Below are 21,263 nucleotides of genomic sequence, written 5' to 3'. Positions count from 1 at the left end.
ACTCACTCGGCGTCAGGGTTGCACGTAGGTGCCCCCAGCGAACCGCCACAGCGGGTCGCTGGTCTCCAACGCCTCGGCGGACAACTGTCGCTTGATCACCTTGAACGTCGCGGTACGTGGCAGAGTCTGACTCACCCTCACAAATGAGGGCCATTGTTTGGGGCCGAGATCCTCTTGGGCGGCAAGGAATCCGCCGAGTTCGGATGCCTGGAATCCGTTGCGTACCACCAGCGCCGCCATCACCCGGTCACCCACGGTGGGGTCGGGGATGCCGTAGACCGCCACCTCGGTGATATCCGGATGACGCAGTAGTACCCGCTCAATGGGGGCGGTGCCCAGGTTCTCGCCGTCGACGCGCAGCCAATCGCCCAGGCGCCCGGCGAAGTACACGTATCCGTCTTCGTCGGCGTAGGCGAGATCGCCGCTACGGTACTTGCCCTCGACCATGCGTTCGGCATCGGCCTCGGGGTTCTTGTAGTAGCCGGTGAATCGCCCGGGCCCGGTGATGTTCACCAGCTCACCGGTGGCCTGTGCGGCATTCACCAACTTGCCGCTGCCGTCGAAAATTGCCGGGGGACAGGGCTCTCCGGTCTCGATGTCCAGGATGCGGACCTCCGGCGTGAGTGGCCCGATGGCACCCGGGGGAGTGCCGGGTGCCCACCCCAGTGCGACGCCGCCCTCGGTCGATCCAAATCCGTCAATGACAAATGCGCCGAATCGTTGCGCGAATCGATCGGTGTCCCCGGCAGCGGCTTCATTGCCGTACATGATCTTCAGCGGGTTCTCGGCATCATCGGGCTGCTCGGGTGTCGCCAGCACGTACGACATGGGTTTGCCCACGTAGTTGGCGTATGTCGCTCCGTACGTGCGGACGTCCTCGATGAAGCCCGACGCGGAGAATTTGCGCCGCAGTGCAATCGACGCTCCCGCGGCGAGGGCAACCGACCAGCCCGCGAGCACCGCGTTGGAATGGAACATCGGCATCGAGAGGTAGCAGACATCCGCGGTGCCGAGGCCGAAGCGTGTGGACAGCATGATTCCCGCAGAGGCAACCTTGGCGTGGGTGATCTGGACGGCCTTGGGGTCGCCGCTGGTACCCGAGGTGAAGATGAGCATGAACAGGTCATCCGGCCGCACCTCGGGAACATCCACCGCAGCCGCGGACTGTCCAGCGAGAGAATCGATATCGACGTAGTCGACCCCATCCAGCAGGGATGCGCTCGCGGAGTCGGTGAGTATCAACTGGCAGTCGGCCAAGTCGATATCTCGCTGCAGCGCCGTACCCCGCCGAGTGGGGTTGAGGCCCACCAAGACCAGGCCGCCGAGCGCGGCGGCGCCCAACAGATGGGAGAAGGCCGGGGTGTTTTCCAGCAGAACTCCGATATGAGGGGGCTTCGAGAGATCCAGACGTGCGCGCAATACTGATGCCAGGCGGCGACTTTCAGCCACATGATCTCGCCATGACGTGAATGAACCTTCGAAGTGCAGCCCCCGGTCCTCGACATCGGCCAGGTTCATCAGCAGCTGAGTGACCGTTGCGTCTTCCGGGGTGCTCACAACCAGATACTAGGCAGGCGTGTTGGCGAGCTCGCGCCCGATACGGCGCAGCTGCTCCGTCGCGCTGCCGGAGGCGAACTCGCCCCGCTTGGCGGCCAGGAAGTAGCGATGCACCGGGTGGTCTTCGTCGATGCCCACGCCGCCGTGCACGTGAACCGCGGTGTGCGCGACACGGTGACCGGCATCTGAGGCCCAGAACTTGGCCGTCGCGACATCGACATCGGCGGGTAGATCTTCCGAGACCCGCCATGCGGCCTGCCACAAGGTGAGGCGCAAGCCCTTGACGTCGATGTACCCGTCGGCCAGCCGCTGAGCGACCGCCTGGAAGCCGCCGATCGGCTTGCCGAACTGCTCACGGGTGCGTGCGTAGTCGGCAGTCAGCTCCAGCGCCCGCTCCAGCACTCCGAGTTGATAGGCACTGTGGCCCAAGGACTCCCGCAGCCGCAGCCACTCCACAACCTCCACGCCGCCGACCTTGCGGTCGGCCGGAACGGGAACCTCGGAGAGGATCAGCTCAGCGGAGCTGTCCTTACCGGTGGTGTGCAACGTTTCCTGGGTGACGCCGGCGTCGTCGGCCGCCACCAGAAATACCGCGGTGCCGGTCTCGGTCTCGGCAGACACCAGGTAGGCATCGGCCTCGACGCCGAACGGCACCAGGACACGATTACCGGTCAGGACATAGCCGGCGCCTTCGGTACGGGCGGCCACCGGTCCCTCGCCCGGCTCACCCTCGAGCGCAATGGTGAGGACCTTCTTGCCGGCGACAGCCGGTGCGGCCCAATCATTCTGCAGCGCCTCGGAACCGAACGCCGCAAGTGCACCCGCCGCGAGCACCACCGACTCCAGGTACGGGACGGCGCCCAATTCACGGCCCAGCTCGACGAGGATAGAGGACTGCTCGAGGACGCCGAACCCCCCACCGCCCACCGACTCGGGTGCCGCGGTGGACAGGATGTCGGCCTCGACGAGCTTGGTCCACAGCTGCCAGTCGAACCGGCTGTCCTGCTTGTCGAGTTCCTTCTGACGTTCCGGCGTGCTGATCGCCGACGCGATGGTGCGGGTCAGACCGGCGAGATCGGTCTGTGCCTCGGTAAGGGAGAAATCCATTGCAGTGCAGTCCCTTCTAGCGTGTCGCGGCAGGCTGGCCGAGGGCGGTCATCGCGATGATGTCGCGTTGAACCTCGTTGGTGCCGCCGCCGAATGTGAGGATCAAGCAGGCCCGGTGCATCCGCTCGACGCGGCCGCGCAGCTGCGCGCCGGGGGAGCCCTGACGCAGCGTTGCCGCCGTCCCCAGAACCTCCATGAGAAGACGGTAGGCCTCGGTGGCCAACTCGGTGCCGAAGACCTTCGTGGCGGAGGCGTCGGCGGGGGAGGGAGCGGCATCGGTGTTGGAGGCCAGCTCCCAGTTGATGAGCTTGAGGTACTCGACCTTGGCGTGCACGCGGGCCAGGTTCAGCTGAACCCATTCGGAATCGATGATCCGGCCGCCCGGGCCCTTGGTGTTCTGTGCCCACTCGCGTACCTCGCGCAGCGCCGTGATGATCGGCGCCGAGGAAACCAGGGCCACTCGCTCATGATTCAGCTGGTTGGTCACCAGCTTCCAGCCCGCGTTCTCCTCACCGACTCGGCTCGACACCGGAACACGCACATCCTGGTAATAGGTGGCGCTGGTGCCGGGCCCGGCCATGGTGCGGACCTTGGTGTACGAGAAGCCCTCGGCGGTGGTGGGCACGATGAGCATGGAAATGCCGCGGTGCTTCTTCACCTCGGTGTTGGTACGCACCGCCAGCCAGATGTAGTCGGCGTACTCGATGAGGCTGGTCCACATCTTCTGGCCATTGATGACGTAGTCATCGCCGTCACGGACGGCCGAAGTACGCAGCGAAGCGAGGTCGGTACCGGCGCCCGGCTCGGAGTAGCCAATGGAGAAGTGCAGCTTGCCCGCGGCGATCTTGGGCAGGAAGAACTTCTTCTGCTCGTCGGAGCCGTAGTGCATGATCGTCGGCGCGACGCTGTTGATGGTCAGGAACGGCACCGGAGCACCGGCGATCGCTGCCTCGTCGGTGAAGATCAGCTGATCCATCACCGAACGGTCCTGGCCCCCGAACTCCTTGGGCCAGCCCAGGGCCAGCCAGCCATCGGCACCCATCTGCTCGACGGTCTCGCGGTAGACGTTGCCGGTGCCGTATTCACCCTGATTCGAGGCCAAGGCCTCGCGTCGCTCCGGGGTCAGCAGTTTGTCGAAGTACGCGCGTAGTTCGCGGCGCAGCTCTTCCTGCTCGGGCGTGTAGGCGATATGCATGTGTGTTCCTTCTGCTGCCCGTCGGCTGTCGTGAGCCCTCAGGTGTGACCCACGTTGACACAAGAGTTGTAACACGTTCTAGTCTAGGGAGTCCAGATGCGGCGCCACGGCACAAACTCAGCCCAGAGATCCTGGTGTTACCAGGGTTGTGTCGTGGGTCACGTGTCGTAGTCTGGCGATACAGCCCAAATAGACGATGACGTCGGCTCGCCGAGTCATACAGCGCCGGAAAGAGGTTTCCAATGCGTGTCGGTGTAGTTCCTGACCGTTGTGAAGGCAACTTGGTATGTCTCGGGATCGCTCCAGAGGTGTTCGACGTCGATGACGACGACTATGTCGTCATCCTGCAAGAGGAAGTACCGGCCGATCAGGAAGATCTGGTCGAGCAGGCGATCGCGGAGTGCCCGCGCGCCGCTTTGATTCGCAAAGACTAGAGGCATTCGTAAATCACCGGCCCGTCCGCACTCGGCGGCGCGGGGCCGGCGGGATGGGGGTGCGTCGCAAGCATGGGACTGAAGGGAAATTTGTATGAGCGCGATTGCTGATGCCGACCTGAGTGGCCGCGTCGCCATTGTCACCGGAGCCGCGGCGGGACTCGGCCGCGCCGAGGCGATCGGTCTGGCCCGATCCGGAGCGACAGTCATCGTCAACGACATCGCGCCCGCTCTGGAGCGCAGCGATGTGCTCGACGAGATCGCCGCTGTGGGATCCAAGGGTGTGACGGTCGCCGGTGACATCGGTGAGCGCACGACCGCCGACGAGCTGATCTCCACCGCCGAATCGCTCGGTGGCCTGCATGTCGTGGTCAACAACGCGGGCATCACGCGCGACCGGATGCTCTTCAACATGTCGGATGAGGAGTTCGACGCCGTTATCCACGTGCACTTGCGCGGACACTTCCTGCTGACTCGCAACGCCGCCACCTACTGGCGTGGAGCGTCGAAGGTCGCGGGAGCCCCGGTGTACGGCCGCCTCATCAACACGTCGTCTGAAGCCGGCCTGCTGGGGCCGGAAGGGCAGGCCAACTACGGCGCCGCCAAGGCCGGTATCACCGCGCTGACGCTGTCGGCCGCGCGTGCCCTCGGACGCTACGGGGTGCGGGCCAATGCCATCGCCCCACGCGCCCGTACGGCGATGACCGCCGATGTCTTTGGTGACGCACCCGAGGACTCGATCGATCCACTTTCCCCCGAACACGTCGTGACTTTGGTGCGCTACCTGGCCTCGCCCGCGGCCGAGGCGGTGAACGGTCAGCTGTTCATCGTGTACGGACCCACCGTGACGTTGTTGGCAGCGCCTACAGTGGAAGCGAAGTTCACTGCGGAGTTGGATGCGTGGGATCCGCCGGCACTGAATTCGGCGCTGGCCGATTTCTTTGCTGGACATGACCCCAAGCGAACGTTCTCGGCGACCGCGCTGATGTCTGAAGGTTAACAAGCGTTACGGTACGGGGCACGGCCAAGATTAGAACCGGTTCTATTTATCGCACCAAAATCCCAGCATAAAGTGGACGTGGCGTGCGATTTGCCTGCCCGGACATGAATTGACACTAAGAATTTTTTCTCGTTAATATGATGCGCCTCACAGCGTGGTAGGTACACGTCGATCGTTAACCGGATCATAGGGGCGAGTCTTCGGCAGTACCGGGATGTGTGAGACAGGAGCAAAGGTTGAAGCAGCAGCTCGCGGCGCCGGCGCGCGCCGTCGGCGGCTTCGTCTCCATGTCGTTGGCCACGTTCCGTAACATGTTCCGCCGCCCGTTCCAGGGTCAGGAATTCCTGGATCAGACGTGGTTCATCGCGCGGGTCTCGTTGTTGCCGACGCTCTTGGTCGCCGTCCCGTTCACGGTCCTGGTCGCCTTCACGCTCAACATCCTGCTGCGCGAGATCGGTGCGGCCGACCTCTCCGGTGCAGCCACCGCCTTCGGCACCGTGACACAGCTCGGTCCGGTGGTGACGGTGCTCGTTGTCGCGGGCGCCGGCGCCACGGCGATCTGCGCCGACCTGGGTGCCCGCACCATCCGCGAGGAGATCGACGCGATGCAGGTGCTGGGCATCGATCCGATCCAGCGGCTCGTGGTACCGCGGGTGCTGGCGTCGACCTTCGTCGCGCTGCTGCTGAACGGCCTCGTATGCGCCATTGGCATGGTCGGCGGCTACGTGTTCTCGGTGTTCCTGCAGGGAGTTAACCCGGGCGCCTTCATCAACGGCCTGACGGTGCTGACCGGCCTGGGCGAGCTGATGATCTCGGAGATCAAGGCCTTCCTGTTCGGCATCTTCGCCGGCCTTGTTGGCTGTTATCGCGGGCTCACCGTCAAGGGCGGACCCAAGGGCGTCGGCGATGCGGTCAACGAGACCGTCGTCTACGCCTTCATTTGTTTGTTCGTCATCAACGTGGTCATGACGGCCATTGGCGTGCGGGTCCTGGTGAAGCACTAGTGACCGGACCGTATCTTTCGACGCACACCGTGACCTCCTATACCGTTCGGTATATGCGTGGTCTGGGACGCTCGTTCGACAAATTCGGCGAGCAGGCACTTTTCTACGCGCAGTCGCTGAGCTACATCCCCGCAGCGCTGACGAAATACCGCAAGGAAACCATCCGGGTGCTCGCAGAGATCACCATGGGCACCGGTGCGCTGGTGATGATCGGGGGCACGGTCGGCGTCGCCGTGTTCCTTACCCTGGCGTCCGGTGGCGTCATCGCGGTACAGGGCTACTCCTCGCTGGGCAATATCGGCATCGAGGCGCTCACCGGCTTCCTGTCTGCGTTCCTGAACGTGCGCATCATCGCTCCGGTGGTGGCGGGCATCGCGATGGCGGCGACGATCGGTGCCGGAACGACCGCCCAGCTCGGCGCCATGCGCGTCTCGGAGGAGATCGACGCCCTGGAAACGATGGCGGTCCACGCGGTTTCGTATCTGGTATCCACCCGTTTGGTGGCCGGGCTTATCGCCATCGTCCCGCTGTATTCGCTGTCGGTGCTGGCGGCGTTCTTCGCATCGCGCGCCACGACAGTGATGATCAACGGCCAGTCCCCGGGTGTGTACGACCACTACTTCAACACCTTCTTGGTGCCCACCGATCTGCTGTGGTCGTTTCTGCAGGCGATCGTCATGTCGGTGGTCGTGATGCTGGTGCACACCAGTTACGGATTCAATGCCTCCGGCGGCCCGGTGGGTGTGGGTGTCGCGGTCGGTCAGGCCGTACGCACCTCCCTCATCGTGGTTGTGCTTGTCACCCTGTTCATCTCACTTGCCGTCTACGGCGGGTCCGGCAACTTCAATCTCTCGGGCTAGGAACCACATGTCAGGAGACTCGTCGCGCCGGTCCGTCCGGCTAGCCGGCACGGTGCTCGCCGCCGTGTTGGTGGCGCTGACTGTGTTGACCTACCTGGCGTACAACGACGCCTTCTCCGACACCAAGCCCATCACTGTCGTCTCGCCCCGCGCGGGCCTGGTGATGGAAGAGGGCGGCAAGGTCAAGTTCCACGGACTGCAGATTGGCAAGGTCAAGTCGATCTCCTATGCCAACGAACAGGCCAAGTTGGAGCTCGCGGTCAATGCCAAAGATCTGCGGCTGATTCCGTCCAATGCCACGGTGCGTATCGCGGGTACCACCATCTTTGGTGCGAAGTCGGTGGAATTTCTTGCCCCGCAACAGCCGTCGAGCTCGCCGCTGCGAGCGGGGGCGACGGTAACCGCCGAGGCGGTGGCCCTGGAAGTCAACACGGTGTTCGAGAACCTGACGCGACTGCTCGGAAAGATCGATCCGGTCAATCTCAACGCCACCCTGACCGCCGTCGGTGAAGGGTTGCGCGGCAACGGAGACAATTTCGGGCAGGGTCTCGTCGAGCTCGATCAATACCTGGATCAACTGAATCCCAAACTTCCTGCCCTGCAACAGGATTTTCAGAAGGCTGGTCAGGTAGGGCAGATCTATGGCGATGCCGCTCCGGATATCGTGCGCATCCTCGACAATCTGCCGACGCTGAGCCGCACTATCGTGGATCAACAGCAGGATCTCAAGGCCACACTGCTTGCGGCAATTGGACTGGGTAACAACGGATACGAAACCCTGGCTCCGGCCGAGAAGGACCTCACCGCGGCGCTGCAACGACTGCGCGCCCCCATCACGCTGCTCGGTAGATACTCGCCGGAGATTCCCTGCACGCTGCAGGCGATCTCCAAGGCATTGGTGACCTTCACCCCGCTCATCGGCGGTGTGCGGCCCGGTCTATTCCTGAGCAACAGCTTTCCGCTCGGCGCACCGGTCTATACCTATCCGGATAGCCTGCCCATCGTGAACGGCTCCGGTGGCCCCAATTGCCGTGGCCTCCCGAATATTCCCACCAAGGCGCAAAACGGGTCGTGGTACCGATCGCCCTTCCTGGTGACCGATAACGCGTATATCCCGTACAAGCCGTTGGAGGAGCTGCAAGTCAACGCTCCTGACACTCTGCAGTACCTCTACAACGGTGCCTTCGCGAAGCGAAGTGAGTTCTGATGCTGCGCGGTACACAGATCAAGGTCATCGTCTTCACCGTGGTGATGCTGCTGGTGGCGGCGGGACTGATCATCACCTTCGGTGAGTTCCGATTCGGTTCCGGCAAGCGGTACCACGCGATCTTCACCACGGCATCCGACTTGCGGTCCGGTCAGAAGGTCCGCATCGCCGGCGTGCCGGTCGGTCGCGTCAAGGACGTCTCGCTCAATCCGGACAACACGGTCGAGGTCACCTTCGACGTCGACTCCAAGTACCAGCTCTACAGCTCCAGCCGGGCGATTGTCAGGTACGAGAACCTGGTCGGTGACCGGTATCTGGAGATCTCGTCGGGCCCCGGAGAGCTGCGTAAGCTGCCCGACGGAGGAACGCTGGATAAGGAGCACACCCAGCCCGCTCTCGATCTGGATGCACTGCTTGGCGGACTTCGGCCCGTGCTCAAGGGATTCGACGCCGCGAAGGTCAACGAGATCAGCAACGCGTTCATTCAGATTCTGCAGGGGCAAGGGGGAACGCTCTCCCAATTGCTCGGCGATACATCCTCGTTCACCTCGGGATTGGCCGAACGCGATCAGCTGATCGGCGATGTGATCAATCACCTCAACGACGTGCTCGGCACCGTTGACTCGAAGAGCAGCCAATTCTCATCGAGCGTCGATCAGCTACAGCAGCTCGTCTCGGGGCTGGCGCAACAGCGCGATGTGGTCGCCGGAGCGCTGCCGCCACTCGCCTCAACGGCCTCATCGCTGGAGTCCGTGCTCAAGGACACTCGCCCGTACATCAAGGGCACCATCGAACAGACGCGCCAACTGGCAACCCGGATGGATGAGCGTAAGGCCGATATCAACGTCGTCGTGGAGAACCTGGCGGAGAACTACCTGCGGCTCAACGCTCTTGGCGCCTACGGATCGTTCTTCAACATCTATTACTGCTCCATCCGGATCAAGGTCAATGGACCCGTCGGAACCGACTGGCTGATCCCGTTTGGTGGACCACCCGACCCATCGAAGGGCAGGTGTGCCTTCAAAAATGAGTGACTTACAGGAGAAAGATCCGGTACGCACCGGAATCTTCGGCATCGCCGTGGTGGCGATGCTGGTGCTGGTCGCGTTCGGCTATACGGGTCTTCCGTTCTGGCCGCAGGGCAGGCAGTACACCGGATTCTTCGCGGACTCCGGTGGCCTGGAGCCGGGCGGTAACGTCTTCGTCTCGGGTATCAAGGTGGGTCAGGTCAAGGATGTGTCCTTGGCGGGCAACACGGTTCGCGTGGACTTCACCGTGGATCGCTCGATCCGTCTGGGTGACCAGTCGCTGGCCGCCATCAGGACCACTACCGTGTTGGGTGAGAAATCGCTATCGGTGACACCGGCGGGAGCTGGCCGCATCACCGAGATTCCGTTGGGCCGCACCAGAACTCCGTACACGCTCAACAGTGCGCTGAGCGACCTGGGCGCGTCGGCGGGCGGGATCGACAAGGCGCAACTCGACCAGTCGCTGCAAGTCATCACGGATGCGATGCGTGACGCCACCCCGCAGCTGCGCGGTGCCCTAGACGGAGTCGCCTCGCTCTCACGCACGCTGAATGACCGTGATGCCGCCCTCGAGCAGCTGTTGAACCGTGCCAAGTCGGTGAGTGGGATTCTCTCCGAGCGTGCCGGGCAGGTGAACAAGCTTGTCACCGATGGTAATCAGCTATTCGCCGCGCTCGACGAGCGGCGCCTGGCCATCAGCGAGCTGATCAATCGTGTGCAGGGACTCTCACAGCAGCTCAGTGGATTCGTGGCCGACAACCGCCAAGAGTTCCGGCCCACCATGGAGAAACTGAATGTCGTGCTCGATGACCTCTTGGACCGTAAGGCGCATATCAGTGAGGCGCTCAAGCGTCTGCCCGGATACGGCACCGCTCTCGGCGAGGTTGTGTCCTCGGGGCCGGGCTTCCACGTCAACGTCTACGGCTTCCCGCCCGCGACACTGACCGCCGTCATGTTCGACACCTACTTCCAGCCCGGCAAGCTGCCCGCCAGCCTCTCGGACTACCTGAATGGTCTGATCGGCGAACGCCAAGTCATGAGGCCGAAATCGCCATGACAACACAACCGAACCGTTTTACACCCTGGATCCGGAAGAGCGCCTACGCGATGCTCGCCGTGACACTCGTGGGTGGCTTGCTGTATTGGGTGTGGCCCAGCCGCGGAACCTACAAGATCGTCGGGCATTTCGCGTCGGCCGTCGGGTTGTATCCGGGTGATGACGTTCGGATTCTCGGTGTGAAGGCCGGCCATATCAGCGCCGTCGAGCCGCGCGAGGGTGACGTGAAGGTCACCATGGAGCTCCCGGACAAGTTCAAAGTGCCCGAGGGCGCGCAAGCGATCATCATGGCCCCAAATCTGGTGACCGCCAGGTTTGTTCAGCTGACCCCGGCCTACACCGAGGGACAAGCTCTCGCCGACGGTGCCTCGTTGGGTCTGGACAAGACCGCCGTCCCGATCGAATGGGATGAGGTCAAGACCGAGCTCGCCAAGCTCAGCGACAGCCTGGGTCCACAGGGTGAATCCAAGGGCCCGGTAAGCGATTTCATCAACCAGGCGGCAAGTACTTTCGACGGTAACGGTGATTCGTTCCGGAACGCGGTGCGAGAGCTTTCACAGGCGGCCGGGCGGCTCGGCGACTCGCGCACGGACCTATTCGGCACCATCAAGAACCTGCAGGTGCTGGTGGACGCGTTGGCGAACTCCAACGAGCAGATAGTGCAGTTCAGCACCCATTTGGCCTCGGTGTCGAAGGTCCTGGCAGCTAGCACCGAGAACCTCGGCGCCACCCTGGGAGCACTCAATCAGGCACTCACCGATGTGCGAGGTTTCCTGGGAGACACCAACTCTGCGCTCATTGATTCGGTGAACAAGCTGAGCGACTTTGTGAAGATCTTCTCCGACCAGAGCGACGACGTCGAACAGATCCTGCATGTCGCACCCAACGGTCTGGCCAACTTTTACAACATCTACAACCCGGCGGCAGGCACGTTGAACGGCATGCTCTCGATTCCGAACTTGGCCAACCCGGTGCAGTTCATCTGTGGTGGTGTGTTCGAAACCGGTACCAAGACCGAGTATTTGAAGCGGGCTGAGATCTGCCGCGAACGCATGGGGCCCGTGTTGCGCCGCGCGACCTTCAACTACGCCCCGATACTGCTGCACCCGATCAACCAGATTTCGGCGTACAAGGGACAGATCATCTACGACACTCCCGAGACGGAGGCGAAATCCGAGGCACCTCGCGAGGATCTGGTGTGGGTCCGGCCCAATGGCGCACCGCCGCCGAAGCCGTCGCCGCAGGACCTCAGTGCGTTGATGCTCGGGCCCGAGGAGATCAACGCCCCGCCACCCCCGGGCACGGAGCTGCGCCCTGCCGAGCCGGGTCCGGTGCCGCCGGGCTTCCCCGCCGCTGCGGACGAGCCAGCGCCCCCCGCTACTGCGGGAGGACCGCGATGAGTCGGAACATACTGCGCGGGATGGCGATCGGTGTCGGTGTCGCCGTCGTGACGAGTGGATGTCAGTTCAATGGGCTCAACTCGCTGAACCTGCCGGGGACGGCGGGCCATGGCTCACGGTCCTACACGATCACCGTCGAGCTGCCCGATGTCACCACGCTGCCGCAAAACTCTCCGGTCATGGTGGACGATGTGACCGTGGGCAGTGTGTCGGGTATCGACGCGTTCCAAAAGCCAGATGGTTCTTGGTATGCCGGAGTCAAGGTGTCGCTGGGTCCGGAGGTGCGGCTGCCGGCTAACGCCGTCGCGAAGGTCGCCCAGACCAGCCTGCTCGGCTCACAGCACATCGAGCTGGCCGCACCCACCGGGGAACCCGCGGTGGGCCGGTTGGCCGGCGGAGACACCATCCCGCTGAGCCGGACCGGAAAATACCCCAGCACCGAAGAGGTGTTGTCTGCGCTATCTGTGGTGGTCAACAAGGGCAATCTCGGTGCGATACAAGACATTACCGACGAGACCTACAACTTGTTCAAGGGACGCACCGGAAACCTGACCCAGGTGTTGCCCAAGCTCGCCACGCTGATCTCGTCGCTGAACTCTCAGCAGAACGACATCATCTCGGCCATCGAGGGCATCGACAAGTTTTCGCGGGTTCTGGCCGAGCACAAGGAAAGCCTTGGGCGCGCCATCGATTCGATCGAACCTGCGCTGAAGGTGCTCAACGAGAATCGCGCCAACATCATCGAGGCGTTCCGATCGGTGGGGAACCTCGCGAAGATCACCGACCGGGTGCTGCGGACCACCAAGGAAGACATCGTCGCCGATCTCAAGGGGTTGTACCCGGTGGTTCGGGCACTGGCAGAAAACCGTGACGTTTTGATCGACAGCCTTGATCTCCTGCCGACATTCCCGTTCAGCACCAAGTACCTGCGGAACGCGGTGCGTGGGGACTACCTGAACGTCTTCGTGACGTTTGATCTGACCGCGCGGCGCATAGGTGAAACGCTCTTCACCACATCGTTCTTCGATCCGAACATGCAGCACTTCAACGACGTGGTGAACCCGCCGGAATGGCTCATCGGTTCCATGGCCAACCTGAACGGCAAGGAGACCAGCCCGTTCAGTCTGCCCGCGCCGGCCGCACCGGCCGCCCCGCAGGGAGGTGGTCGCTGATGGAAAAGCTGATCAAGATACAGCTGGCGATCTTCGCGGCCGTCACGGTGATCAGCGTGGCGCTGATGGCGATCTTCTACCTGCGGGTGCCCACGGCGCTCGGCATCGGAAACCATGATGTGAAAGCACAGTTCGTTGCCACGGGTGGTCTGTACCAGAACGCGAACGTCACCTATCGCGGTGTGCAGATCGGCCGGGTCACCGATGTCGAGCTGACTCCCGAGGGCGTCACCGCCAGGATGCGGCTCAACGACAACGTGAAGGTGCCGGGCAATGTGCGGGCCGTCGTCAAGAGTGTGTCCGCCATCGGCGAGCAGTACGTAGATCTGGTGCCGCCACCGACGGGGGCCGCCGGGAGCCTGCGGCAAGGCGATGTCATCGGTACCGATCGCACCTCGATCCCCACCGACGTCTCCACTCTGCTGCGCCAGGCAGACGGCCTCGTGAACACCATTGCCGACACTCGGCTGCGGGAGGTGCTGGCCGAGGCGTTCAAGGCATTCAACGGATCCGGTCAGGAACTTTCCCGGCTGATCGACTCGTCGCGGCTGCTGATCCAAGAGGCCAACGCCAATTACGACAGCACCACCAAGCTGATCGATCAGGTGGGGCCGCTGCTGGACGCCCAGATTCGCAGTGGCGACAACATCCGCGGATCCGTCTCCAGTCTGGCGGCACTGACGGAACATTTCGCCAAGGCCGATCCGCAGCTGCGCCAGTTCCTCACGGTAGCTCCGGGCGCCGCTGGGGAAGCCTCCAAACTGTTCGCGGGCATCCGCCCGTCGTTCCCGGTGCTCGCCGCAAGCCTGGCCAATCTGGGTCGTGTCGGCGTCATCTACAACAAGTCGATCGAGCAGTCGTTGGTGATCCTGCCGGCGCTGTTCTCGGCGCTGTTGACGGTCGCCGGTGGTGCACCGATGGACGAGGGCGCGAAGTTGGACTTCCGGCTTAACCTGGGCGACCCGCCGCCGTGCCTGACCGGTTTCGTGCCGGCGCCGCTGATGCGCACCCCTGCCGACGAGACCCTGCGCGAGCTACCCAGCGACATGTACTGCAAGACGGCTCAGAACGATCCGAGCGCGGTGCGCGGTGCGCGCAACTACCCGTGCCAGGAGTTCCCCGGTAAGCGGGCGCCGACCATTCAGCTGTGCCGCGATCCGCGCGGATATGTACCGATTGGCAGCAACCCGTGGCGCGGCCCGCCTGCTCCGTACGGCACCCCGGTGGAGGACCCGCGGAACATTCTGCCGCCCAACAAATTCCCGAACATACCGCCGGGCGTCGAGCCGGATCCGGGTACTCCGACGCTGCCCCCGCCTCCTCCACCGGCGCCGGAAGCGCCCCCGGCCGGTGGGGATGTGATGCCGGTGGCGGCGAAATCGGAGCCGATGGCGGCACGTGCCTACGATCCGAAGAATGGTGTGTTTCTTGATGCCAACAATCAGCCGAGCGTCTATGCGCCCGCGTTGGATCGTGGTAGCGAGGCGGAGACATGGGCGGATCTGATGTTGGGACCGAAGCCGGTATGACCGAAGAAGACACGACGACCCCGTCATCACAGCCCGAGGCTGTTCGCGCGGGCGGCTCGGCACAGACAACGCGGCGCCGGGCGGCCCGGCCGGCCGGGCCGACCAGTGAGATCGGTGCCGAGACCATCAGTGTGTCCTTGGGCCGCACCGAGGTTCGGTCGAAGCCCGAGCCTTCCGTTGCCGACTCTCGCCGACTAGGAAACACGCGCGCTGTGGCGTGGGCGGCGGCCGTACTGGCGGTAGTGCTCATCGGCGCGCTGGGGTTGGCGCTGGCGCTCATGGGGCGTGCGCAACACCAGGACGACCTGCGGGCCGCGCGCGATCAGCGCTTCGTCGACACCGCCGTGCAGACGGTGACGAACATGATGACCTATAGCCAGGACAGCATCGACAAGAACGTCGACCAGTTCGTCAACAGCACCAGCGGACCGCTGCGGGGCACGTTCAACCCGGACAACACCGCCAATCTCAAAGCGCTGTACCACCAAACCGGGACCAGCTCCGAGGTGGTGATCAAGAAGGCGAGCCTGGAGAGCGTCGACGAAATAAGTAAGAAGGCATCGATACTCATCTCCGCGCGTGTGACGCTGACCAACGCCGACTCCGGGGTCAACGAGCCCTCCAAGTCGTACCGCATGCGGATGATTGTCGCCGAGGATCAGCAAGGAAACATGACCGCGTATGACCTGCGTTGGCCGGACGGGCAGAGCTGATGCGCTGGTTGACAAGAACTTTCGTTGCGGCTGTGGTGCTGGCAGTGATCGGTTTGTCCGCCGTGGCCGGCGGCATGTACTGGCACAGGGTTGACACCGTTGCCAGTAGGGCCGCGGGTGAGACACTGATCAAGCAGGCCGGTAAGCAGGTGGGAAGCATCTTCGGATACGACTACCAGACCGTCGAGCGCAGCCTCGACGAACAGTACGCGGGGTTGACCCCCGAGTACCGGCGTGAGTTCGAAGACAAGGCGAACAGGGAGATCATCCCGCAGGCCAAGCAGCGCAAGATCGTCAGCCAGACCAGTGTCGTGGGCACCGGGATCATTGCCGCGCATAGAGATTCGGCACAAGTGGTGGTGTACATGAATCGCACCATCACCGACCAGTCGCGCACCCCGGTGTACGACTCATCATCGATTCAGGTGGACTACACGCGCTCCGGCGACAAATGGTTGATCTCCTACATCACGCCGCTTTAGAGGGGTTCGCCGCCCAACACCGCGGGCTGCTCCGGTGCGATCGAATCACCGGTGGCTGGTGTCGCTAGCGCTTCCAGGAAGGCGCGCGCCCACCGATCCACGTCATGAACCAGCACCTGACGGCGCAGTGCCCGCATCCGGCGCCGCCCTTCCTCGGGAGTCTGGTTGAGCGCCGACTCGATACCGTCCTTCACGCCATCGATATCGTGCGGATTGACCAGATAAGATTGACGCAATTCTGCTGCGGCTCCGGTGAATTCGGAGAGCACCAGCGAACCGCCCAGATCGCTGCGGCACGCGACGTACTCCTTGGCCACCAGGTTCATGCCGTCGCGCAACGGTGTCACCAACATGACATCGGCGGCGACGAAGAAGGCGATGAGGTCCTCGCGGGGCACCGGGCGGTGTAGGTAATGCACCACCGCGTGTCCGACCTCGCCGAATTCGCCGTTGATGTGGCCCACCTGCTGTTCCACGTCGCCACGCATCTTCTTGTAGCTGTCGACGCGTTCGCGACTGGGCGTAGCGAGCTGGATGAAGACGGTGTCGCTGCTGCTGGCGCGGCCCTCGGCGAGTAGTTCCTCGTACGCGCGCAGCCGGATGTCGATGCCCTTGGTGTAGTCGAGCCTGTCGACGCCCAGCAGGATCTTGCGTGGTCCGCCGAGCTCGGCGCGAATCTCCTTGGCGCGCTGGCGAATCTGCTTGCTGCGGGACACACTGTCGAGCTGTGTTGAATCGATGGAGATGGGGAAGGCGCCCACCTTCACGGTGCGGAAGCCCACCCGGATCTCACCGAACCGTGAGCGCACGCCGATCGATGCCCGAGATGTACTGGCACCCACCAACCTTCGCGCCAGGTACATGAAGTTCTGGGCGCCGCCGGCCAGGTGGAATCCGATGAGGTCGGCGCCCAGCAGGCCGTCCACGATTTCGGTACGCCACGGCATCTGCATGAACAGCTCCACAGGCGGGAACGGAATGTGCAGGAAGAAGCCGATCGTGAGATCCGGCCGCAGCATGCGCAGCATCTTGGGTACCAACTGCAGTTGGTAGTCCTGGACCCATACCGTCGCGCCTTCGGCGGCGACCGCTGCCGTTGCCTCCGCGAACTTACGATTCACGTCGACATATGCCTGCCACCACTCGCGGTGGTATTCCGGCTTGACGATCACATCGTGATACAGCGGCCATAAGGTGGCGTTGGAGAAGCCCTCGTAATACTCGGCGACCTCCTCGGTAGAGAGGCGGACCGAGTACAGCACCATGTCATCCTCGGAGACCGGGGCGACGTCGACATCGGGAACTCCGGGCCAGCCCACCCAGGCGCCGCGACGCTTACGCAGCAGCGGCTCCATCGCGGTGACGAGCCCGCCAGGGCTGCGTTTCCACGTCGTGGAGCCGTCGGGCAGCTTCACCAGGTCGATCGGGAGGCGGTTGGCGACGACGACGAAGTCGGACCTGCCGGCGACAGCCTCTACCGGTGATCGGTCATCCGATGGAGGCACCATGTGTGTTTCTCAGGACCAATCGCGAGGAGACGTATCCGAGTTACGCGTCGACCTTGGTTGGCCCGATACCCAGCATCGCGAGCAGCATGCGGCACTCGTCGGCATCGTTCGCGTAGGCGGCGACGACGCGCTGCGCCTGGTGGGCAGTCTCGTCGGCCAGCGGCTCGATGTCGTCGATCGCGGCTGGTTCGGTCTTGGCTGGCATTCCCCCATTCTAGGCGACGCGGTGCCGAGGGCTCACATGAGGAATGCCCACACCCCCGGGTGGGGTTGCTCCACGCATGGCGAGCACCCCAGGAGATCCGGGTCAGTTCGGTCCTCATGCTCCCGGGTACGCGTGGAAGGCCGCCGCCGACGTCGCGCCGATCGAACTCTTCCCCGGGGTGACGATTCAACCGCTCTGGGAGGGTGAGAACGGCGCGAAAGCCCTGATTACGACCATTGCGCCGGGAGCGGTGTGGGCTGGCGAAGATCACCACCGGCCCGGGCCAGAGGAGGTGTACGTCGTTTCCGGGGTGCTCAATGACGGAGTCAATGACTATCCGGCGGGCACGTTCCTGCATGCACCTGCGCAGTCCTGGCACATTCCCCAGTCCGAGCAGGGTTGCGTGCTTTTTCTGTTCTATCCCGAGGGCTGATGTTTGACTTGGAGCCGTGCGGAACCCGGGGGTTTTGATCTGGCTGATTTGTCTGGCGATCCCCGGAGCCTGCTCCGCTCCGCCGGGGGTGCACCCTAAGCCCCTGACGCTCGATATCGCCCATAACTATGGTGACGCTTTCGCTGATGGCAGGCTGCCCGTCGGGGACGGAAAGATCGTGACAGCTGGCCCACGTCCCGGGTACGTGTTCGCGTGCCCGCGGTACGCGCACAGCTTCGGGCCGGCCATCGGTGCACAAGTCCGTGGCCCGTGGTTCTCCGAAGACGGCAGGTGGTACTACCCGGCGAGGAAGGCGTATGTCCAGGGGCATGTGCAACACGACGGCGCGTTCGCCGAAACGACATCCGGGGCCGCCCGGGTGATCAAGACCAACGACCTGCCCCGAAACCACACCACCGGGCGATTCCCGATCGCGACCGATGACACCGCGTATCAGTACGACCGCAACCCGAACGCCATCGCCGCGCAAGAGCTGACGTATGTGCTGGCCTCTGAGCCCACCTATGGCCCGCCGCAGTGCATCGGCCACGAGGTGGGCGTGATGCTGTCGGGTGTGGTGTTGTTCAGCGCCCTTGACGCGGCGGGGCGCGATGCGGGGGCGTGGGAGGTGCAGGACGACTGTTCAGGGCATCCGGAGGTGACGGGCAGCTACCACTACCACACGCCCAGCCCGTGTCTGGCGAAGGCGCATGTCGCTGAGGTCGTCGGCTACGCGCTTGACGGATTTCCCATCACCGGGGCAGGCGTGGGAGACGGAAACAGCCTCGCCACCAACGATCTCGACGAATGTCATGGCATCACGAGCACCGTGAATCTGGACGGCAGGGACGTTGACACCTATCACTACGTGATGACTCAGGACTACCCGTACTCGGTGAGCTGCTTTAGGGGACGTCCCACCACAGTGCAGGGCAGGGCACAGCCGCCGGGGCGGTAATGCCTGCAGGCGCCGTCACGCCGCGTTGCTCCCTGCGTGGCCGCCGTCGGAATTCGAGTGGTCAGCCGACGTGGAGTGGTTACTGGGGTTGGCGGATCCAGCGCCACTGGTGTTTCCGGCGTCGCCCGTTCCCTTGGTGGTACTCGTGTCGGTGCCGCCACCGGTGGTGGTGCGGGGTGCCTTGCTGATGCCCAGACCGGGAATCGATTTGAGGCTGTCTCTGATCGACGGAAGTTTCGCGGTCTTCGGTGTCGTCCCGGGCTGTGACGCGGGAAGTTTGGGTAGCCGCAGGGTGGGCTTCGTGGTGTCCTTGACGGAGGTCAATGTGGGCTTCTCGTCCGGCTTTGCTTCCGGCGTGAGCTGGGGTTTGGCCGCCGGCTTTGCTTCGGTCACCTGGGCGGGGGCGGAGCTCACGATTTCCGGTGTCGCTGGATTTGTGGCGCTGACCGCGATGGCGGTGGGATCGGGGATCCTGGCCGGTGCCGGCGGAGTGGTCGGCCCGGGTGTGGTGAGGGTGAGGACTGCTTCCTTGGGAGCCTCCGGTGCTGGCGGCGTGGCCTTCGCGGGATCGGCCTGGGAGGCGGGGGAATTGGCGGGTTTGTCGGCCGGTGCGGGTTGCTTCGGCGTCGCACCGGGCAGTCCGCTCTGGACGTTCTCGGCGCCTTCCTCGATGGCGCCGGGGAGCTCTTTGAATGCCTCGATGATGTTCTTCGGCGGGGTGAAGAAGCTGAACGGTTTTACAGTGCCCGGGCTGGTTTCGCGGTCATAGGCCATGTCGATGAAGAGCCGAAGCGTGGGTTCGATCGCATCGAGTACGAAGGACGCTCCTATCGGGTTAGTGAGGTCGCGCAGCGGTTGCAGCAGCGGGAGATGTTCGGCACGAACCAGGTAGTAGGTGGTGCTGCCGACCTGTGTCTTGATCACTTTGTCGGGATCGTCGAGCGAAGCGGGATCGACTTCGTCGTAGTACTTGTCGGGATGCGCATACTGAAGCGCTGCAATCGAATTCGCGAGTGCGAGTGGATTGAAGTAGGCGGGGAAGTCTCCGTAGGTGTCGTACTCGGTGTTGATCACCGTCGACGTGAATGGTCCGGGTTCCAGGGCGCCGTCGGACTCGATGTCGACAAACGGAACCTTGAGCCAAGGGAATCGGGCGAAGATTCCGCCATTCGGGGTATTGGCGCTGCCCAGGAACACAAAATCTATGTCGGCGTGGGGGTTGCTCGCTGCGAGCTGTCGATACGACTTGTTGGCCGCCACCGCACCCAGCGAGTAGGCGACGACGGTGACATGTCCGGCAGGGGCTTGATCGATCGCCGCGTTGAGGTTGGCGCCCTCCCGTGCGTTCGGCGCCGATGCCGAATGCAGTGGCATGAGAGTAATTTGGGCAAAGCAATTCTGCCAATGGCTGAACCGGCCAAATCGGCCGATGTCCGAACATTGACTACTGCATATGTAGTCCCTGTTCAGCGGCCAATTTTGGCGCGGATTCATACCCAAATTAACTGGAGGGCCCCGGGGCGGCAGAGAGGGTTCCCGCAAATTCTGTGAGACTTCAGCCGAGTATCGTCGCGTACCCGTCATTGAGGCTTTGCCAGTCATGCGTCATGGCATCAAGGCCGACGACTCGGCCCCGTGGAGTCCCCTCGACCGCGAGGGTGAGGGTGTCGAGGCAGATGTGCCAACCGCCGGCATTTCCCGAGGCGTTGCCGCGATCGGACATCGAATGCTCGAGGGTCAACCGGCATCCATTCTCGGTGGGTTCGATTCGCCAACGCAGGGTGTCATCTGGACCCCAGCGATGGATCAGCTCGCGGGGTGGGTCGACGGCGAGCACCTCGCCGTCGAGCACGGGATCAGCGGCGGTCTCCTGAACCCGGGCCGCTCCCACGGAATCGAGGCGGCGATCCGGTATGGCGGGCGACCACTGGCGCAATTTGTCGGGGTCGATAAGCCATTGCCACACCGTCTCGGGGGAGTGGCTCACGTCGCGGGACATGGTGAGGACCCATCTGCCCTCGTGGTCATCACACGGTGCGAGGGTTGCGGCCAGGGGATTAGTCACGGTTGTCCTCTTTCTTGTTGTCCTGGGTGCCGGAGTCGTTGTCGATGAGGAATGTCAGGCGATCGAACGCGCTTGCCCACGTGCGGTGATACGGGGTCACCCAGGCCAGCACGGCGGGTAGGGGGTCGTCGGCTAGGTGATAGACCCGCCGTTTTCCGGCGACTTCCACCCGAACCGTGCCGGCGTCGCGCAGGACGCCGAGATGTTTGGACACCAGGGACTGGGAAAGATCGAGCCGTTCGATCAATGTCGTGACATCGGCTGAGCCCTCGCGCAGGGTGTCGATGATCCGGCGGCGGGTGGGATCGGCGATCACCATGAAGGCGTCCATGAATTAATATCACCATAC

General features: G+C 63.5%; 22 protein-coding genes. 14 read left to right on the top strand and 8 right to left on the bottom strand.

The features are described 5' to 3' along the window. Nucleotides 1-12 precede the first annotated feature (12 nt). The 3 genes from B4400_RS04695 to B4400_RS04685 are packed head-to-tail and all read right to left on the bottom strand — an operon-like array spanning nt 13 to nt 3,859. The gene (locus tag B4400_RS04695; protein WP_078307904.1) at nt 13-1,557 is read right to left on the bottom strand and encodes a long-chain-fatty-acid--CoA ligase; all 1,545 of its coding nucleotides are present in this window, start codon (nt 1,555-1,557) and stop codon (nt 13-15) included. A 9-nt stretch (nt 1,558-1,566) separates the two neighbouring features. Then, on the bottom strand, nt 1,567-2,664 hold the full coding sequence (locus B4400_RS04690; RefSeq protein ID WP_078307906.1) for an acyl-CoA dehydrogenase family protein: 1,098 nt from the start codon (nt 2,662-2,664) through the stop codon (nt 1,567-1,569). A 16-nt stretch (nt 2,665-2,680) separates the two neighbouring features. Beyond that, nucleotides 2,681-3,859 (bottom strand): acyl-CoA dehydrogenase family protein, encoded by a 1,179-nt coding sequence (locus tag B4400_RS04685; RefSeq protein WP_078307908.1) that lies wholly within the window; start codon nt 3,857-3,859, stop codon nt 2,681-2,683. Nucleotides 3,860-4,101: 242 nt separating this feature from the next. Here B4400_RS04685 and B4400_RS04680 point away from each other — a divergent pair, with 242 nt between their 5' ends. From B4400_RS04680 to B4400_RS04625, 12 genes are all read left to right on the top strand, one after another. Then, nucleotides 4,102-4,293 (top strand): ferredoxin, encoded by a 192-nt coding sequence (locus B4400_RS04680; RefSeq protein WP_005062259.1) that lies wholly within the window; start codon nt 4,102-4,104, stop codon nt 4,291-4,293. Between the two features lie 94 nt (nt 4,294-4,387). Then, nucleotides 4,388-5,293: a 3-oxoacyl-ACP reductase gene (locus tag B4400_RS04675; RefSeq protein WP_078307910.1), complete on the top strand. Its 906-nt coding sequence runs from the start codon at nt 4,388-4,390 to the stop codon at nt 5,291-5,293. A 236-nt stretch (nt 5,294-5,529) separates the two neighbouring features. Next, nucleotides 5,530-6,297 carry an MlaE family ABC transporter permease gene (locus B4400_RS04670; protein WP_078290254.1) on the top strand — a complete coding sequence of 256 codons (768 nt, stop codon included), beginning with the start codon at nt 5,530-5,532 and terminating at the stop codon, nt 6,295-6,297. A 53-nt stretch (nt 6,298-6,350) separates the two neighbouring features. Further along, entirely contained in the window at nt 6,351-7,157 is an 807-nt protein-coding gene (locus B4400_RS04665; RefSeq protein WP_078290273.1) for an MlaE family ABC transporter permease, read from the top strand. Nucleotides 7,158-7,164: 7 nt separating this feature from the next. Next, nucleotides 7,165-8,364, top strand: a complete 1,200-nt coding sequence (locus B4400_RS04660; RefSeq protein WP_078307912.1) for an MCE family protein — start codon at nt 7,165-7,167, stop codon at nt 8,362-8,364. Further along, complete coding sequence (locus B4400_RS04655) at nt 8,364-9,398, top strand: MCE family protein (protein WP_078307914.1); 1,035 nt, start codon at nt 8,364-8,366, stop codon at nt 9,396-9,398. Before B4400_RS04660 ends, B4400_RS04655 begins: the two co-directional genes overlap by 1 nt. Further along, nucleotides 9,391-10,449, top strand: coding sequence for an MCE family protein (locus B4400_RS04650; RefSeq protein WP_078307915.1), 1,059 nt, complete (start codon nt 9,391-9,393; stop codon nt 10,447-10,449). Before B4400_RS04655 ends, B4400_RS04650 begins: the two co-directional genes overlap by 8 nt. Further along, nucleotides 10,446-11,849: an MCE family protein gene (locus B4400_RS04645; protein WP_078307917.1), complete on the top strand. Its 1,404-nt coding sequence runs from the start codon at nt 10,446-10,448 to the stop codon at nt 11,847-11,849. The genes B4400_RS04650 and B4400_RS04645 overlap by 4 nt, the downstream gene beginning before the upstream one ends. Continuing rightward, nucleotides 11,846-13,021 (top strand): MCE family protein, encoded by a 1,176-nt coding sequence (locus B4400_RS04640; protein WP_078307919.1) that lies wholly within the window; start codon nt 11,846-11,848, stop codon nt 13,019-13,021. The genes B4400_RS04645 and B4400_RS04640 overlap by 4 nt, the downstream gene beginning before the upstream one ends. Continuing rightward, a complete protein-coding gene (locus tag B4400_RS04635) occupies nt 13,021-14,550 on the top strand; it encodes an MCE family protein (RefSeq protein WP_078307921.1) in 1,530 nt (509 codons plus the stop codon). Before B4400_RS04640 ends, B4400_RS04635 begins: the two co-directional genes overlap by 1 nt. Then, entirely contained in the window at nt 14,547-15,263 is a 717-nt protein-coding gene (locus tag B4400_RS04630; protein WP_078307924.1) for an Rv1363c family protein, read from the top strand. Before B4400_RS04635 ends, B4400_RS04630 begins: the two co-directional genes overlap by 4 nt. Next, complete coding sequence (locus tag B4400_RS04625; RefSeq protein ID WP_078307927.1) at nt 15,242-15,745, top strand: Rv1363c family protein; 504 nt, start codon at nt 15,242-15,244, stop codon at nt 15,743-15,745. Before B4400_RS04630 ends, B4400_RS04625 begins: the two co-directional genes overlap by 22 nt. On the opposite strand, the gene B4400_RS04620 is transcribed toward B4400_RS04625, so the two are convergent. Both B4400_RS04620 and B4400_RS24285 read right to left on the bottom strand, forming a co-directional pair. After that, the gene (locus B4400_RS04620; RefSeq protein WP_078307929.1) at nt 15,742-17,253 is read right to left on the bottom strand and encodes an alpha,alpha-trehalose-phosphate synthase (UDP-forming); all 1,512 of its coding nucleotides are present in this window, start codon (nt 17,251-17,253) and stop codon (nt 15,742-15,744) included. The two genes, B4400_RS04625 and B4400_RS04620, sit on opposite strands and share 4 nt — an antisense overlap. A 40-nt stretch (nt 17,254-17,293) precedes the next feature. Continuing rightward, nucleotides 17,294-17,458, bottom strand: a complete 165-nt coding sequence (locus tag B4400_RS24285) for a hypothetical protein (RefSeq protein ID WP_109555886.1) — start codon at nt 17,456-17,458, stop codon at nt 17,294-17,296. A 76-nt stretch (nt 17,459-17,534) separates the two neighbouring features. On the opposite strand from B4400_RS24285, the gene B4400_RS04615 reads away from it, so the two are divergent. Together B4400_RS04615 and B4400_RS04610 are read left to right on the top strand one after the other, a co-directional pair. Beyond that, on the top strand, nt 17,535-17,891 hold the full coding sequence (locus tag B4400_RS04615) for a cupin domain-containing protein (RefSeq protein WP_078307931.1): 357 nt from the start codon (nt 17,535-17,537) through the stop codon (nt 17,889-17,891). A gap of 16 nt (nt 17,892-17,907) precedes the next feature. Further along, a complete protein-coding gene (locus B4400_RS04610) occupies nt 17,908-18,849 on the top strand; it encodes a YHYH protein (protein ID WP_078307933.1) in 942 nt (313 codons plus the stop codon). Nucleotides 18,850-18,864: 15 nt separating this feature from the next. On the opposite strand, the gene B4400_RS04605 is transcribed toward B4400_RS04610, so the two are convergent. From B4400_RS04605 to B4400_RS04595, 3 genes are all read right to left on the bottom strand, one after another. Continuing rightward, nucleotides 18,865-20,223 (bottom strand): PE-PPE domain-containing protein, encoded by a 1,359-nt coding sequence (locus B4400_RS04605; RefSeq protein WP_286151042.1) that lies wholly within the window; start codon nt 20,221-20,223, stop codon nt 18,865-18,867. A gap of 181 nt (nt 20,224-20,404) precedes the next feature. Further along, entirely contained in the window at nt 20,405-20,848 is a 444-nt protein-coding gene (locus B4400_RS04600; protein ID WP_078307936.1) for an SRPBCC family protein, read from the bottom strand. A 58-nt stretch (nt 20,849-20,906) separates the two neighbouring features. After that, the gene (locus tag B4400_RS04595; protein WP_078307938.1) at nt 20,907-21,245 is read right to left on the bottom strand and encodes an ArsR/SmtB family transcription factor; all 339 of its coding nucleotides are present in this window, start codon (nt 21,243-21,245) and stop codon (nt 20,907-20,909) included. Nucleotides 21,246-21,263: the final 18 nt, after the last annotated feature.

The organism is Mycobacterium sp. D16Q13, assembly GCF_002013375.1.
Taxonomy (GTDB): domain Bacteria; phylum Actinomycetota; class Actinomycetes; order Mycobacteriales; family Mycobacteriaceae; genus Mycobacterium.
This window is presented reverse-complemented; position numbering and strand designations above follow the sequence as displayed.

Bases quoted from the DNA above. Each gene is read 5' to 3' on its own strand.
- B4400_RS04690 (WP_078307906.1), bottom strand. From the start codon at position 2,664: ATGGATTTCTCCCTTACCGAGGCACAGACCGATCTCGCCGGTCTGACC.
- B4400_RS04685 (WP_078307908.1), bottom strand. From the start codon at position 3,859: ATGCATATCGCCTACACGCCCGAGCAGGAAGAGCTGCGCCGCGAACTA.
- B4400_RS04680 (WP_005062259.1), top strand. From the start codon at position 4,102: ATGCGTGTCGGTGTAGTTCCTGACCGTTGTGAAGGCAACTTGGTATGT.
- B4400_RS04675 (WP_078307910.1), top strand. From the start codon at position 4,388: ATGAGCGCGATTGCTGATGCCGACCTGAGTGGCCGCGTCGCCATTGTC.
- B4400_RS04665 (WP_078290273.1), top strand. From the start codon at position 6,351: ATGCGTGGTCTGGGACGCTCGTTCGACAAATTCGGCGAGCAGGCACTT.
- B4400_RS04660 (WP_078307912.1), top strand. From the start codon at position 7,165: ATGTCAGGAGACTCGTCGCGCCGGTCCGTCCGGCTAGCCGGCACGGTG.
- B4400_RS04655 (WP_078307914.1), top strand. From the start codon at position 8,364: ATGCTGCGCGGTACACAGATCAAGGTCATCGTCTTCACCGTGGTGATG.
- B4400_RS04650 (WP_078307915.1), top strand. From the start codon at position 9,391: ATGAGTGACTTACAGGAGAAAGATCCGGTACGCACCGGAATCTTCGGC.
- B4400_RS04645 (WP_078307917.1), top strand. From the start codon at position 10,446: ATGACAACACAACCGAACCGTTTTACACCCTGGATCCGGAAGAGCGCC.
- B4400_RS04640 (WP_078307919.1), top strand. From the start codon at position 11,846: ATGAGTCGGAACATACTGCGCGGGATGGCGATCGGTGTCGGTGTCGCC.
- B4400_RS04635 (WP_078307921.1), top strand. From the start codon at position 13,021: ATGGAAAAGCTGATCAAGATACAGCTGGCGATCTTCGCGGCCGTCACG.
- B4400_RS04630 (WP_078307924.1), top strand. From the start codon at position 14,547: ATGACCGAAGAAGACACGACGACCCCGTCATCACAGCCCGAGGCTGTT.
- B4400_RS04620 (WP_078307929.1), bottom strand. From the start codon at position 17,253: ATGGTGCCTCCATCGGATGACCGATCACCGGTAGAGGCTGTCGCCGGC.
- B4400_RS24285 (WP_109555886.1), bottom strand. From the start codon at position 17,458: ATGCCAGCCAAGACCGAACCAGCCGCGATCGACGACATCGAGCCGCTG.
- B4400_RS04615 (WP_078307931.1), top strand. From the start codon at position 17,535: ATGGCGAGCACCCCAGGAGATCCGGGTCAGTTCGGTCCTCATGCTCCC.
- B4400_RS04605 (WP_286151042.1), bottom strand. From the start codon at position 20,223: ATGCCACTGCATTCGGCATCGGCGCCGAACGCACGGGAGGGCGCCAAC.
- B4400_RS04600 (WP_078307936.1), bottom strand. From the start codon at position 20,848: ATGTCCCGCGACGTGAGCCACTCCCCCGAGACGGTGTGGCAATGGCTT.
- B4400_RS04595 (WP_078307938.1), bottom strand. From the start codon at position 21,245: ATGGACGCCTTCATGGTGATCGCCGATCCCACCCGCCGCCGGATCATC.